General features: G+C 67.5%; 12 protein-coding genes. 8 read left to right on the top strand and 4 right to left on the bottom strand.

Translation table 11 applies throughout. The features are described from left to right. Positions 1-7: 7 nt before the first annotated feature. From WT60_RS05775 to WT60_RS05765, 3 genes are all read right to left on the bottom strand, one after another. Entirely contained in the window at positions 8-865 is an 858-nt protein-coding gene (locus tag WT60_RS05775) for a carbohydrate ABC transporter permease (RefSeq protein WP_038745720.1), read from the bottom strand. Then, positions 855-1,793 (bottom strand): sugar ABC transporter permease, encoded by a 939-nt coding sequence (locus WT60_RS05770; RefSeq protein WP_038745722.1) that lies wholly within the window; start codon positions 1,791-1,793, stop codon positions 855-857. The genes WT60_RS05775 and WT60_RS05770 overlap by 11 nt, the downstream gene beginning before the upstream one ends. A 154-nt stretch (positions 1,794-1,947) precedes the next feature. Next, entirely contained in the window at positions 1,948-3,195 is a 1,248-nt protein-coding gene (locus tag WT60_RS05765) for an ABC transporter substrate-binding protein (protein WP_059584439.1), read from the bottom strand. Between the two features lie 461 nt (positions 3,196-3,656). Between WT60_RS05765 and zwf the strand changes: the two genes are divergently transcribed. From zwf to WT60_RS05730, 7 genes are all read left to right on the top strand, one after another. Next, positions 3,657-5,126 (top strand): glucose-6-phosphate dehydrogenase, encoded by a 1,470-nt coding sequence (zwf, locus tag WT60_RS05760; protein ID WP_038745725.1) that lies wholly within the window; start codon positions 3,657-3,659, stop codon positions 5,124-5,126. Positions 5,127-5,218: 92 nt separating this feature from the next. Then, on the top strand, positions 5,219-5,899 hold the full coding sequence (pgl, locus tag WT60_RS05755; RefSeq protein ID WP_038745727.1) for a 6-phosphogluconolactonase: 681 nt from the start codon (positions 5,219-5,221) through the stop codon (positions 5,897-5,899). After that, positions 5,877-7,802, top strand: a complete 1,926-nt coding sequence (locus tag WT60_RS05750) for a bifunctional transcriptional regulator/glucokinase (protein WP_038745729.1) — start codon at positions 5,877-5,879, stop codon at positions 7,800-7,802. The genes pgl and WT60_RS05750 overlap by 23 nt, the downstream gene beginning before the upstream one ends. Before the next feature lie 383 nt (positions 7,803-8,185). Further along, positions 8,186-8,986 carry a transporter substrate-binding domain-containing protein gene (locus WT60_RS05745; RefSeq protein WP_059584634.1) on the top strand — a complete coding sequence of 267 codons (801 nt, stop codon included), beginning with the start codon at positions 8,186-8,188 and terminating at the stop codon, positions 8,984-8,986. Positions 8,987-9,058: 72 nt separating this feature from the next. Further along, positions 9,059-9,718, top strand: coding sequence for an amino acid ABC transporter permease (locus WT60_RS05740; protein WP_059584437.1), 660 nt, complete (start codon positions 9,059-9,061; stop codon positions 9,716-9,718). Between the two features lie 64 nt (positions 9,719-9,782). Continuing rightward, positions 9,783-10,508, top strand: coding sequence for an amino acid ABC transporter ATP-binding protein (locus tag WT60_RS05735; RefSeq protein ID WP_038745733.1), 726 nt, complete (start codon positions 9,783-9,785; stop codon positions 10,506-10,508). A gap of 57 nt (positions 10,509-10,565) precedes the next feature. Beyond that, a complete protein-coding gene (locus tag WT60_RS05730) occupies positions 10,566-11,585 on the top strand; it encodes a D-cysteine desulfhydrase (RefSeq protein WP_060355553.1) in 1,020 nt (339 codons plus the stop codon). Between the two features lie 211 nt (positions 11,586-11,796). Here the strand turns inward: WT60_RS05730 and WT60_RS05725 are convergent, their stop codons facing one another. Further along, positions 11,797-13,032, bottom strand: coding sequence for a Bcr/CflA family multidrug efflux MFS transporter (locus tag WT60_RS05725; RefSeq protein ID WP_059584434.1), 1,236 nt, complete (start codon positions 13,030-13,032; stop codon positions 11,797-11,799). A 517-nt stretch (positions 13,033-13,549) separates the two neighbouring features. On the opposite strand from WT60_RS05725, the gene WT60_RS05710 reads away from it, so the two are divergent. Beyond that, positions 13,550-14,008: a hypothetical protein gene (locus WT60_RS05710; RefSeq protein WP_038745739.1), complete on the top strand. Its 459-nt coding sequence runs from the start codon at positions 13,550-13,552 to the stop codon at positions 14,006-14,008. Positions 14,009-14,078 lie beyond the last annotated feature (70 nt).

The following is a 14,078-nucleotide window of genomic DNA, read 5'->3' as shown; positions in this document are numbered from 1 at the left end:
GCCGAGCTCAGCCCTTCACCGCGCCCGCCGTCAGGCCGCGCACGAAGTAACGCCCGGCGATCACGTAGACGACGAGCGTCGGCAGCGCGGCGATGATCGCGCCCGCCATGTCGACGTTGTACTCCTTCACGCCCGTCGACGTGTTGACGAGGTTGTTCAGCGCGACCGTGATCGGCATCGAATCGACGCCGGAAAACACGATCCCGAACAGGAAGTCGTTCCAGATCTGCGTGAACTGCCAGATCAGGCACACCATGAAGATCGGCAGCGACACCGGCAGCAGGATCTTCGTGAAGATCGTGAAGAAGCCCGCGCCGTCGATGCGCGCCGCCTTCACGAGTTCCGCCGGCACGCTCACGTAGAAGTTGCGGAAGAACATCGTCGTGAACGCGATCCCGTACACGACGTGCACGAACACGAGGCCCGCAATCGTGTTGGCCATTCCGAAGAAGCCCTGCACGCGCGCCATCGGCAGCAGGATCACCTGGAACGGGATGAAGCAGCCGACGAGCAGCATCGTGAAGAGCGCATCCGCGCCGCGAAAGCGCCAGTGCGTGAGCACGTAGCCGTTGAACGCGCCGATCAGCGACGAGATCAGCACGGCCGGAATCACCATCTTGATCGAGTTGAAGAAGAACGGCTTCATTCCGTCGCAGCGCACGCCGGTGCACGCCTCGCTCCACGCCTTCGCCCACGGCGCGACCGTCCAGTTCGACGGCGGCGTCAGCAGGTTGCCCGTGCGCAACTGGTCGAGATCCTTGAACGACGTCGACAGCATCACGTAGATCGGGAACAGGAAGTACAACGCGAACAGGATCAACGCCGCGTAAATGACTGCCCGACTGAGGGTCATCTTAGGCTGCATTGCGGGTGCTCCTCGATTCCAGATACATGAGCGGCACGAGCACCGCGACGACGGTGGCAAGCATCATCACCGACGACGCCGCGCCGACGCCGAGTTGCCCGCGGTTGAACGAATACGTGTACATGAACATCGCGGGCAGCGACGACGACGTGCCCGGTCCGCCCGCCGTCAGCGCGACGACGAGGTCGAAGGTCTTGATCGTGATGTGGCAGAGGATCAGCAGCACCGAGAAAAACACCGGGCGCATGCTCGGAATCACGATTCTGCGGTAGATCGTGGGCAGCGTCGCGCCGTCGACCTGCGCGGCCTTGAAGATTTCGCTGTCGACGCCGCGCAGGCCGGCGAGGAAGAGCGCCATCACGAAACCCGTCGACTGCCACACGGCCGCGATCACGACGCAGAAGATCGCCTTGTCCGGATCGTCGAGCCAGCCGAACGAGAAATTCGTCCAGCCCCAGTCGTGCATCACCTTCTCGAGGCCCAGGCCCGGATTCAGTATCCACTGCCAGGCCGTGCCCGTGACGATGAACGACAGCGCCATCGGATACAGGAACACCGCGCGCAGCGCGCCTTCGTTGCGGATCTTCTGGTCGAGCAGGATCGCGAGAAAGAGCCCGAGCACGACGCAGATCGCGACGAACGGGATGCCGAACCAGCCGAGATTCGCGGCCGACGTCCACCAGACGTCGTTCTGGAACAGGTCCGAATAGCGGCCGAAGCCGTCGAAATCGTAGTTCGGCAACAGCCGGGAATTCGTCAGCGACAGATAGCCGGTGACGACGATGAAGCCGTAGATGAAAACCAAGGCGATCGCGATGCTGGGCGCGAGCACCAGTTTCGGAATCCAGCGGTCGGCGAACGCCGACAGCGGCGACGTGCGGTGCGCGGCAGCCGCGCTGGTTCCGTTTCCGCTAAGAGGGGCAGCCACGTGTTTCGACTCCTGGGACGAGATCGCCGCGCGCGGGCACGAAGCCGGCGCGGACGGCGGGTACGGCGCGGGCCGGCTCGCGGCCCGTTTGCTGCGGGTGCAGCACGCAGCGCCCGGCGCGACGATGCGCGAATCCGGGCGCTCGCGCCGTGCGTTACTTCACCTTCGCGGCTCGCGCGAGCGCGGCGACCGCGCTCTTCGAGTCCTGCTGCGAGTTCATGAACTTCGTCACGACGTCGGTGATCGCGCCCGCCGTCGCGTCGCTCTGCGCCATGCCGTGCGCGAGCGACGGCACGTAGCCGCCGGCCTTGATCGCCGTCTGCTCATCAGCGTAGGACTTCTTCGCGCAATCGTCGAACTTGTCCATCTTCACGCCGAGACGCACGGGGATCGAGCCTTTCAGCAAGCTGAACTGCTCCTGGAACGCGGGCGTCATGATCGTCTTCGCGAGCGCGATCTGGCCGGGCGTCGCCGCCTTCTGGCCCTTCTGCTGGAAGAACACGAACGAGTCGACGTTGAACGTGTACGCATTCGCCGTGCCCGGCACCGCCGCGCAGATGTAATCCTTGCCCGACTTCTTGCCGGCCGCCTCGAACTCGCCCTTCGCCCAGTCGCCCATGAACTGCATGCCGGCGCGGCCGTTGATGACCATCGCGGTCGCGAGGTTCCAGTCGCGGCCGTTGCGGCCGGAGTCGAAGTAGCCCTGGATCTTGCGGACCGTGTTGAAGACTTCGAGCATCTTGTCGGACGTGAGCGTCTTCTGGTCGAGGTCGACGAGCGCCTTCTTGTAGAAGTCGGCGCCTTGCGACAGCACGACGTCTTCCCACAGCGTCAGGTCCTGCCACGGCTGGCCGCCCATCGCGACCGGCTGGATGCCCGCCGCCTTCAGCTTGTCGGCCACCTGGAAGAATTCGGGCCACGTCGCGGGCGGCTTCGCGCCGATCTTGTCGAGCGCGGCCTTGTTGATGTAGAGCCAGTTCACGCGGTGCACCGAGAACGGCGCCGCGACGGTGTTGCCCTTGTACTTGATGATCTTGTCGATCTCGGGCGGCAGGTTCTGCTTCCAGTCGCCCGCGGCCGCGTCGATGTTCACGAGCACGCCCTGGTCCGCCCAATCCTGGATGAGCGGCCCCTTGATCTGCGCGGCCGACGGCGCGTCGCCGCTGATGACCTTGGTCTTCAGCGCGGTCATCGCCGCGGCGCCCGCGCCGCCCGCGACCGCGAAATCCTTCCAGACGTAGCCCTGCTTCTGCAGGTCGTCCTTCAGCACGCCGACCGCCTTCGATTCGCCGCCCGACGTCCACCAGTGCAGCACCGTGACGTTCTCTGCCGCTTGCGACGCGGCGGCGCCGAACAACAGGCCTGCGGCGCCGAGCGCGCCCATGATCGCGCGAATTTTCATCAGTTATCTCCTCCAGATTTGGATCGATTCGTCAGGCTTTCGACTACGCGGATGCGCGAAAGCCGGCTTTGCTACGGAACGACACGGGAAATCGAGCCGCGAACGACGCATGATCGATGCGTTCGGGCCGATGCCGGCCGCGGGCTCTTAGGAACTGAGTGACTCGAAATTCAACGACCGTCTCCTCTTTGGGCTAACCGGTTCCGCCGCCTCGCGGCTCGAACCCGGGGCAGCGACGCCGCGCGAACATGCGCTTCATCAATGTCCGATAACATTTGCCGCGTGCGGCGCGCGCGCCGCACGGCCCGCCCGAAGACCGCGCCTCTTCATGCCGTGCGCTTCTTTTCTTCGTTCGGGTGCTACCCCTTGCGGCGGATTGTAGTTAAACTACAATTCAGTGTCAAAAATATTTTTATCGCACTACGGCCCGCGTCGCGGGCATCCCCAAACGGCGGAGACACATGCATACCGATTCGAGCTTCACCTTCGTTCTCTTCGGCGGCACCGGCGATCTGTCGATGCGCAAGATCCTCCCCGCGCTCTTCGAGGCTCACCGCGCGAACATGCTGTCGGAGGCCGGCAGGATCGTCGCCGTGGCCCGCCATGCGGCCGACCGCGACGGCTACCTGCAGTGGATCGACGAGCACGTGAAGCCGCATGCGGCGAAGGCGGCGGGCGGCGCGTTCGACGCAGCGGTCTGGCAGAGCTTTCTCGAGCGCATCGTCTACGTGAAGCTCGACCTCGGCCGCGCGGAGGACTACGCGCTGCTGCGCGACACGGTCGGACGCTTGTCCGGCATCCGCGTGTTCTACCTCGCGACCGGCCCGTCGCTCTTCGTGCCGATCTGCAAGGCGCTCGCCGCCGTGGGCCTGAACGAAGGCGCGCGGATCGTGCTCGAGAAGCCGCTCGGCTATGACCTGCGCTCGTCGAACGCGATCAACGACGCGGTCGGCGAGATCTTCGCCGAAGACCAGATCTACCGGATCGACCACTATCTCGGCAAGGAGCCGGTGCAGAACCTGCTCGCGCTGCGCTTCGGCAACGCGCTGTTCGAGCCGCTGTGGCGCCGCGAGTGGGTCGAGAGCATCCAGATCACGATCGCCGAGGAGCTCGGCGTCGAGGCGCGCGGCGATTTCTACGACAATACGGGCGCGCTGCGCGACATGGTGCAGAACCACCTGCTGCAGTTGCTGTCGATCGTCGCGATGGAGCCGCCGCACTCGATGGATTCCGATTCGGTGCGCGACGAGAAGCTGCGCGTGCTGCGCGCGTTGAAGCCCGTCGATCCGCGCGACATCGGCAAGGTCGCCGTGCGCGGCCAGTATCACGCGGGCGTGATCAGGGGCGCGCAGGTGCCCGCGTACGCGACCGAGCCGGGCGTGAAGCCCGAGAGCCCGACCGAGACGTTCGTCGCGCTGAAGGTCGAGATCGAGAACTGGCGCTGGGCCGGCGTGCCGTTCTTCCTGCGCACCGGCAAGCGCCTCGCCGACCGCGTCGCGGAAATCGTCGTCAACTTCCGGCCGGTGCCGCACTCGGCGCTTGGGCCCACCGCGCTGCGCGCGGGCGCGAACCGCCTCGTGATCCGGCTGCAGCCGAACGAGTCGATTCGACTGTACTGCCTCGCGAAGCAGCCGGGCGAAGGGATGAACCTCGCGAGCGTGCACCTCGATCTCGCATTCGATCAGTTCTTCAAGGAAGGCCAGATGGAGGCGTACCAGCGCCTGCTGCTCGACGTGATCAACGGCCGGCTCGCGCTCTTCGTGCGCCGCGACGAGCAGGAAGCCGCGTGGCGCTGGGTCGAGCCTATCCTGAACGAATGGGCGCGCTCGGCGAAGCCGCCGAAGCCGTACGCGGCCGGCACCTGGGGCCCCGCCGCCGCGAGCGCGATGCTCGCGCAGCACGGCACCTGCTGGCTCGAAGAAGAAAACTGACGTAACGCGGCGCGCGTGCGGCCTTCGCCCGCGCGCCGCCCGACGGTTCCCACCGAATTCATTCAATTCAATAAAAGCAGTCTGGAGGAGAAGTGATCGAGGTTCACGCTTTCGAAACCCCGCGCGCGCAATCCGAAGCGCTCGCGCAAGCGGTCGGCGAGGCGCTCGCGGCGGCGCTCGCGCGCAGCGCGCGCGCGACGCTCGCCGTGTCGGGCGGCACGAGCCCGCGGCCGTTCCTGCAAACGCTGTCGGGCGCCGCGCTCGACTGGCCGCGAATCGACGTGACGCTCGTCGACGACCGCTGGGTGCCCGACACCGACGACGCGAGCAACGCGAAGCTCGTGCGCGAGACGCTGCTGCGCAACGCGGCCGCGCAAGCGCGCTTCGCGCCGCTCGTCGACGTGCGCGAGTCGCTCGACTCGCAGATCGCGGCGCTCAACCAGAGCCCCGCGCACCCGCTGCCCGACGTCGCCGTGCTCGGCATGGGCGAGGACGGCCACACCGCGTCGATCTTCGCGGACGCGCCCGAATGGGACCGCGCGATCGCGACGGCCGAGCGCTTCGTCGCCGTCCACCCCGGCGCCGCGCCGCACGCGCGCGTGAGCCTGTCGCTCGATGCGTTGAAGCGCATCGAGCGCCTGTTCCTGCTGATCGCGGGAAGCCGCAAGCGCGAGGTGCTGGAGGCGGCCGCGGCCGCGCCGCAAAAGAACGCGATTTCGCAACTGGCCAACGACAAGGGGACGAAGCTCGATGTCTACTGGTGCGCAAACTAAGGCCGCCGCCGCGGCCCAGCACGCCGACGGGCCGCGCCTACTGGCCGACGTCGGCGGCACGAACGCGCGCTTCGCGCTCGAGACGGGCCCGGGCGACATCACGCAGATCCGCGTATACCCGGGCGCCGACTATCCGACGCTCACCGACGCGATCCGCAGGTATCTGAAGGACGTGAAGATCGGCCGCGTGAATCACGCGGCGATCGCGATCGCGAACCCCGTCGACGGCGATCAGGTCCGGATGACGAATCACAACTGGAGCTTCTCGATCGAGGCGACGCGCCGCGCGCTCGGCTTCGACACGCTGCTCGTCGTCAACGACTTCACCGCGCTCGCGATGGCGCTGCCCGGCCTGACCGACGCGCAGCGCGTGCAGATCGGCGGCGGCGCGCGCCGGCAGAACAGCGTGATCGGCCTGATGGGGCCGGGCACGGGGCTCGGCGTGTCGGGGCTCATCCCCGCCGACGACCGCTGGATCGCGCTCGGCAGCGAAGGCGGCCACGCGACGTTCGCGCCGATGGACGAGCGCGAGGATCTGGTGCTGCAGTACGCGCGCCGCAAGTATCCGCATGTTTCGTTCGAGCGCGTGTGCGCGGGCCCGGGCATGGAGATCATCTACCGCGCGCTCGCCACGCGCGACAAGAAGCGGGTGGCCGCGAACGTCGACACGGCCGACATCGTCGAGCGCGCGCACGCGGGCGACGCGCTCGCGCTCGAGGCGGTCGAGTGCTTCTGCGGAATTCTCGGCACGTTCGCCGGCAATCTCGCGGTGACGCTCGGCGCGCTCGGCGGCATCTACATCGGCGGCGGCGTCGTGCCGAAGCTGGGCGAGCTGTTCCTGCGCTCGTCGTTCCGCGCGCGCTTCGAGGCGAAGGGCCGCTTCGAGGCATATCTCGCGAACATCCCGACCTATCTCATCACCGCCGAGTATCCGGCGTTCCTCGGCGTGTCGGCGATTCTCGCCGAGCAGTTGTCGAACCGCACGGGCGGCGCGTCGTCGGCCGTGTTCGAACGAATCCGCCAGATGCGCGATGCGTTGACGCCCGCCGAGCGGCGCGTCGCCGATCTCGCGCTCAACCATCCGCGCTCGATCATCAACGATCCGATCGTCGACATCGCGCGCAAGGCCGACGTGAGCCAGCCGACGGTGATCCGCTTCTGCCGCTCGCTCGGCTGCCAGGGGCTGTCGGACTTCAAGCTGAAGCTCGCGACGGGCTTGACGGGCACGATCCCGATGAGCCACAGCCAGGTGCATCTCGGCGACACCGCCACCGACTTCGGCGCGAAGGTGCTCGACAACACGGTGTCGGCGATCCTTCAGTTGCGCGAACACTTGAACTTCGAGCACGTCGAGCAGGCGATCGACATCCTGAACAACGCGCGGCGCATCGAGTTCTACGGGCTCGGCAATTCGAACATCGTCGCGCAGGATGCGCACTACAAGTTCTTCCGCTTCGGCATCCCGACGATCGCTTACGGCGACCTGTACATGCAGGCGGCGTCGGCGGCGCTTCTCGGCAAGGGCGACGTGATCGTCGCGGTGTCGAAGTCGGGCCGCGCGCCGGAGCTTCTGCGCGTGCTCGACGTCGCGATGCAGGCGGGTGCGAAGGTGATCGCGATCACGTCGAGCAACACGCCGCTCGCGAAACGCGCGACGGTCGCGCTCGAAACCGATCACATCGAGATGCGCGAATCGCAGCTGTCGATGATCTCGCGGATTCTGCATCTCGTGATGATCGACATCCTCGCGGTCGGCGTCGCGATTCGCCGCGCCGCGCCGAACGCGGAGCTCGCCGAAGCGATGGCGCGCGCGAAGGCGCGCGCGGGCGCGAGCGCGGACGACGAGGCCGCCGACGTGCTCGACTGGCTGAGCCACGGCGCGGCGCCCGCGGCGAAGGACTGACGAGAGCATTCAACGCGCGCCGCGCCTCGCGGATCGCCGCAAGCCGGAGCCTTCGGGCTCCGGCTTTTTTTTGGTTGCGCGGCCCGGAACCGACGGGCAACGCGTCGACTCGGCTTCCCCACGATTGCACCCGGTTGCGCCGACAGCGGAGCACTTGCGCAACCCACGCGAACGATAGAAGAACTTTCCACGCGGCCGCGTAAATCCGGGATTCTTTGGAAACATTTTCCATTTTGACAAAACTATGCTTGCCTTCACTCGGCACGCATTCGTCACTGCCGTCCGCACCGATGCTGCACGAATCCGCGCGGGCGGCGAACGCCGTCGATGCGACGACGCAGCCGTAAAATCACTCGCTCAGTTTTGTCCCACGGAGATTGAAGATGAAGGCATTCAAACCGATGTTCACGTCAGCACTCGCCGCCGCGCTGTTCGGCATCGCTGCCGCTTCCGCGCACGCAGCCGACCTGCTCGACAGCGTCAAGCAGGCCGGCGTGCTCAAGATCGCGCTCGAAGGCACTTACCCCCCGTTCGACTACCGCAACAGCGACGGCCAGCTCGAAGGTTTCGACGTCGACGTCGCGAAGGAAGTCGCCGCGCGGCTCGGCGTGAAACCGCAATTCATCACGACCGAATGGAGCGGAATTCTCGCCGGCCTGCAGGCGGGCAAGTTCGACGTGATCGTGAACCAGGTCGGCATCACGCCGGCGCGCAAGCAGGCCCTCGACTTCAGCCAGCCGTATGTGTACTCCGCCGCGCAACTGATCCAGCGCGCGGACGACAAGTTCGACTACGGCGCGCCGGGCGCGCTGCAGGGCAAGCGGCTCGGCGTCACGCTCGGCACGAACTTCGCCGATCTCGCGAAGACGCTGCCCGGCGTCGAGGTGAAGACGTACCCGGGCGCGCCGGAGAAGCTGCGCGACGTCGCGGCGGGCCGCATCGACGTCAGCATGGACGACCGGCTGATGCTGCCGTACCTGATCAAGAACGCGCACATGCCGCTGCGGCCGGGCGCGACGGTCAAGGGCGGCGAGACGCAGATGGGCATCCCGTTCCGCAAGGGCAATCCGAAGTTCGCGAAGGCGATCGACGACGCGCTCGCCTCGATGCGCAAAGACGGCACGCTCAAGAAGATCTCGGTGCAGTGGTTCGGCGTCGACACGTCGGTCCCCAACGCGCAATAACCGTCACCAACCGCGCACGTCGGCACGCCCAGGGGCCGCCGGCGCGCCCGTAAATGTTTTGGAGTCCAATTCATGGAAGCGTTCGATGTGGTCGTGCACGCCCTCCCCGTGCTCGCGAACGGCGCGATTCTGACGATGAAGTTCGCGCTCGCGTCGATGGTGCTGGGCCTGATCGTCGGCCTCGTCGTCGCGATCGTGCGAATCGGCAACAACCGGATACTGTCCGCCATCGCGCAAGGCTACGTCAGCCTGATGCGCGGCACGCCGCTGCTCGTGCAGATGTTCGTCGTCTACTACGGGCTGCCCGACATCGGCGTCTCGCTGGACCCGACTTCGGCCGGCATCTTGACGTTGACGCTCAACGCGGGCGCCTATCTGTCCGAAAGCATGCGCGGCGCGATCCTCGGCATCGGCCGCGGCCAGTGGGCCGCGTCGCACAGCCTCGGCCTCACGCACGTGCAGACGCTGCGCCACGTCGTCTGCCCGCAGGCGCTGCGCCTCGCGGTGCCGAGCCTCGGGAACACGCTGATCAGCCTCATCAAGGACACGTCGCTCGTCTCCGTCATCACCGTGACGGAGTTGCTGCGCTCGACGCAGGAAGCCATCGCATCGACGTTCCAGCCGCTTCCGCTGTATCTCGCGGCCGCGGCCATCTACTGGGTCCTGAGTACGCTGCTGTCGCGGCTCCAGGTGCGCGTCGAAAAGCGCTGCGTGCTACCGTCGGCGCACTGAACATGCGGCGGCCGTCCGGATCGCGGCACGGCCGCGCGTTGTGCAATTCGCAAGGTTTCCGAACATGATTACTCTCGACAACGTATCGAAGTGGTACGGCGCCCATCAAGTCCTCACCGGTTGCAGCGCAACCGTCACGAAAGGCGAAGTGGTCGTCGTCTGCGGGCCGTCCGGCTCGGGCAAGTCGACGCTCATCAAGACGATCAACGGCCTCGAGCCGTTCCAGCGGGGCGATATCATCGTCGACGGCGCGCGCCTTGGCGATCCGTCGATCAAGCTCGCCCAGTTGCGCGCGCGCGTCGGCATGGTGTTTCAGCATTTCGAACTGTTTCCGCACCTGTCCGTGCTCGAGAACCTGACGCTCGCGCAAATCAAGGTGCTGCGCCGCGACCAGGACGAGGCGCGCGACATCGGGCTGCGCCTGCTCGATCGCGTCGGCCTGAAAGCGCATGCGCAGAAGTTTCCCGGCCAGCTGTCGGGCGGGCAGCAGCAACGCGTCGCGATCGCGCGTGCATTGTCGATGAACCCGATCGCGATGCTGTTCGACGAGCCGACATCCGCGCTCGATCCTGAAATGATCAACGAAGTGCTCGACGTGATGGTCGAGCTCGCGCGCGAAGGGATGACCATGATCTGCGTCACGCACGAGATGGGATTCGCACGCAAGGTCGCGAATCGGGTGCTCTTCATGGACAGCGGCGTGATCGTCGAAGACGCGGCGAGCGCGACGTTCTTCAGCACGCCGCGCTCCGAGCGCGCGCGCGACTTTCTCGACAAGATCCTGCACTGACCCGCTTGGCCTGCCGCCGCCCGGCGGCGTCACGACGACCCGACACCTCCACCCGGCATGAACACGACGGCGCTTTCAACCAAACTGAACACTTTCGCCCGCCTGAATCTGATCGATGCGGCGACGCCGCTGCAACGGCTGCCGCGCCTGTCGGCGCACGTCGGCCGCGACGTCTACGTGAAGCGCGACGATTGCACGCCGCTCGCGATGGGCGGCAACAAGCTGCGCAAGCTCGAATTCCTCGCCGCGGACGCGCTCCGTCAAAACGCGGACGTGCTCGTGACGGCAGGCGCGATCCAGTCGAATCACGTCCGGCAGACCGCAGCGCTCGCGGCGCAACTCGGCCTCGACTGCGTCGCGTTGCTCGAAAACCCGATCGGGACCGCGCGCGACGATTACCTGCGCGGCGGCAACCGGCTGCTGCTCGATCTGTTCCGTGTGCGCGTGCACGACGTCGACAACCTCGACGACGCCGACCGGCAGCTCGAAGCGGCCGCGCAACGGCTGCGCGACGAAGGACGTCGCCCGTATGTGATTCCGATCGGCGGCTCGAACGCGCTCGGCGCGCTCGGCTACGTGCGCGCGGGGCTGGAACTCGAACAGCAGATCCGCGCCGCGGCGCTCGACTTCTCGGCCGTCGTGCTCGCATCCGGCAGCGCGGGCACGCACGCGGGCCTCTCGTTGGCGCTCGCGCATGCCTTGCCATCGCTGCCCGTGATCGGCGTCACGGTGTCGCGCACCGATGCCGCGCAGCGCCCGAAGGTGCGGCAACTGCTCGACCGGGCGAGCGCATTGCTCGGCATCGAAACGCCGGCCGAGACGCGCATCGATCTATGGGACGACTACTTCGCGCCGCGCTACGGCGAGCCCAATCGCGCGGGCAACGACGCAGTCAGGTTGCTCGCGCGAACCGAGGGGCTGCTGCTCGATCCCGTGTACACGGGCAAGGCGATGGCCGGCCTGCTCGACGGCATCGCGCGCGGCCGCATCGAAGGAAACGGCCCGGTGCTGTTCCTGCATACGGGCGGCGCGCCCGCGCTGTTCGCGTATCGCGACGCGTGCGGCGCGAACGCATGACGTCGCGCGAACGCTGAAGCGCCGTCACCCCGCGTTCGCGCACATCGCCGCGCCCGACGGCATCCGGCGCTATCTGTCGTCGCAATACGGCGTCGCGCACGCGTCGTGACCGCGCGACGCCGAACGCGGCCCTTCGTGCCGCGCGGCAACCGGCGCCAGCGGCAACGAAAAGCCGCATGCCGGCGGCGGCGCGCGCAAGCCGCCGGCTTCGCTATGCGACGTCGACGTTGCGGAACCTGCCCTTCACCGGCAGGCCATGCCAGCGCAGCACGAGCATGCGCCCGCCGAGGCACAAGAGGCCCGAGACGCCGATCGTCACGCCCATCGCGAACGGCGTGCCGTCGGCGAGCGCGCCGATCGCGACGCTCGCGAGCGCGCCGAGCGCGAGCTGCATCGCGCCGAACACCGCGGCCGCGGCGCCCGCGTTGTGCGGATAGCGGTGCATCAGGTCGGTCGTGCAATTGGCCGACAGAATCCCGACGACGCCGACGACGAAAAAGAGGCTCGCGACGATCGACCACAATCCGCCCAGCCCCGTCAGCGCGAAGAACGCGACGGCAAGCGACGCCGCGCAGCTCAGCAGCGACGCGCCCGCGATGATCTTCAGCGATCCGACGCGGCCGATGAGGCGCGTGTTCAGGAAGTTGCCGAGCATGATGCCGACGACGTTCAACCCGAACAGCAGCCCGTAATGCTGCGGCGACACGTGGAAGTAATCGATATAGACGAACGGCGTCGCGGTGATGTACGCGAACATCGACGCGAACGCCATTCCGCCGCACAGCATATGGCCCCACGCGACCGGATCGGCGACGATGCGCCCGTATGCGGAGAACGATGCGAGCACGGCCGAGCTCGCGCGCTTCTCGCGCGGCCAGGTCTCGGGCACGCGCAGGAACGCGGCCGTCGCGCAGACCGCGCCGAACAGCGTGAGCACGACGAACACGCCGCGCCAGCCCGAGAAGCGCAGCACCTGCCCGCCGATGAGCGGCGCGAGGAGCGGCCCGATCGCGGTGACGATCGCGACCATCGACAGCACCTTCGCCGCGTCGGCCGGCTCGTGCGCGTCGCGCGCGATCGCGCGCGCGAGCACCGACGCCGCGCCCGCGCCGAACGCTTGCAGGAAGCGCACGACGATCAGCATGTCGATCGACGCGGCGACGAAGCAGCCGACGCTCGCGAGCGTGAAGAGCGCGATGCCGCCGAGCAGCACGGGCCGGCGGCCGTAGGTGTCGGACAGCGGTCCGTAGAGCAGCATGCCGATCGAGAAGCCGGCCATGAAGCTCGTCAGCGTGCGCTGCGCGGCGGCGGCGCTCACGCCGAAGCCGGCCGCGATCGCGGGCAGGCTCGGCAGGTACATGTCGGTGGCGATCGGCCCGCACGCGGCGAGCGCGCCGAGCAACAGGATCAGCCGGCCGTCGGGCCGGCGTCTTGCGACGTGAGGCATTGGAATTCCACGGAAGCGGCCGCCGTGCGCGGGTGGGCGCGCGCGACGGCCAGGCAAGGAGGGCGGCGCCCGGTCGGGCCGCCGCGAGGCTCGATTGTACGCGACCGGTTGCCGGCGTTCTTGATGCAGGGCCGACTGGAGTGGCCGGCGTGATGTCCGGCGCATGGCGGTTTGGCGGTTTGGCGGTTTGGCGGTTTGGCGGTTTGGCGGTTTGGCGGTTTGGCGGTTTGGCGGTTTGGCGGGTCGGCGGGTCGGCGGGTTGGCGGGTTGGCGGGTTGGCGGGTTGGCGGGTCGGCGGGTCGGCGGGTCGGCGGGTCGGCGGGTCGGCGGGTCGGCGGGTCGGCAGGTCGGCAGGTCGGCAGGTCGGCGAGTCGGCAGGTCGGCGAGCGGCGGGTCGGCGGGCCCACGCCGCGTTTCATGATCCCGGCCATCGTCTCCGCGCGCCGCCGTCGCGCGGCGTCCGCGCATCGGTTAAGCTCGGCGTTTTCGTTGGACGATTCCGCGCCGAGCTGCCGACATGACCGCCTTCCTGCTGATCTGGAGCCCCAAGAAATGGCCTTGGCCCGAGCTGCCCGAAATGGCCGCGCGCGTGAAGGCGGGCGAAGCGGTCGCCGACGTCTGGGGCTGCGGCTTCTCGCGCAGCATCCTGCCGGGCGACCGCGTGTTCCTGCATCGTGTCGCGAAAGAGCCGAAGGGCGTGTTCGGTTCCGGCTACGTGACGCGCGAGCCGTACGAGGTGCCTGATCCGCAAACGAAGCGCGGCTACCGGCTTTGCATCGACTTCGTCTACGACTGGCTCGTCGACGGCCACAGCGAAGTCGTGATCCCGCGCGACGCGCTGCGCGCGCATCCGTTCTCGGTGCAGACGTGGGACGCGCAGACGTCGGGCACGTCGATCAAGCCGATGGTCGAGGGTGCGCTCGAAAAACGCTGGGCCGAACTCACCGGCAAGCGCAAGCCACCGAAGCGCGCATAGCCGGCGCACCGCCGCTCGTCACGCGCCGCCCGTCGGGCGGCGATTCGTACAGCGATTCGTACGGCAATTC

Source organism: Burkholderia sp. MSMB617WGS (genome assembly GCF_001532025.2).
GTDB classification, from domain to species: Bacteria; Pseudomonadota; Gammaproteobacteria; order Burkholderiales; family Burkholderiaceae; genus Burkholderia; species Burkholderia savannae.
The sequence above is the reverse complement of the archived record's forward strand: the minus strand, read 5'-3'. Positions and strand labels throughout refer to the sequence as shown.

Excerpts from the sequence above, each read along its gene's own strand:
- WT60_RS05775 (WP_038745720.1), bottom strand. The coding sequence starts at position 865 with ATGCAGCCTAAGATGACCCTCAGTCGGGCAGTCATTTACGCGGCGTTG.
- WT60_RS05765 (WP_059584439.1), bottom strand. The coding sequence starts at position 3,195 with ATGAAAATTCGCGCGATCATGGGCGCGCTCGGCGCCGCAGGCCTGTTG.
- zwf (WP_038745725.1), top strand. The coding sequence starts at position 3,657 with ATGCATACCGATTCGAGCTTCACCTTCGTTCTCTTCGGCGGCACCGGC.
- WT60_RS05750 (WP_038745729.1), top strand. The coding sequence starts at position 5,877 with ATGTCTACTGGTGCGCAAACTAAGGCCGCCGCCGCGGCCCAGCACGCC.
- WT60_RS05745 (WP_059584634.1), top strand. The coding sequence starts at position 8,186 with ATGAAGGCATTCAAACCGATGTTCACGTCAGCACTCGCCGCCGCGCTG.
- WT60_RS05740 (WP_059584437.1), top strand. The coding sequence starts at position 9,059 with ATGGAAGCGTTCGATGTGGTCGTGCACGCCCTCCCCGTGCTCGCGAAC.
- WT60_RS05735 (WP_038745733.1), top strand. The coding sequence starts at position 9,783 with ATGATTACTCTCGACAACGTATCGAAGTGGTACGGCGCCCATCAAGTC.
- WT60_RS05730 (WP_060355553.1), top strand. The coding sequence starts at position 10,566 with ATGAACACGACGGCGCTTTCAACCAAACTGAACACTTTCGCCCGCCTG.
- WT60_RS05725 (WP_059584434.1), bottom strand. The coding sequence starts at position 13,032 with ATGCCTCACGTCGCAAGACGCCGGCCCGACGGCCGGCTGATCCTGTTG.
- WT60_RS05710 (WP_038745739.1), top strand. The coding sequence starts at position 13,550 with ATGACCGCCTTCCTGCTGATCTGGAGCCCCAAGAAATGGCCTTGGCCC.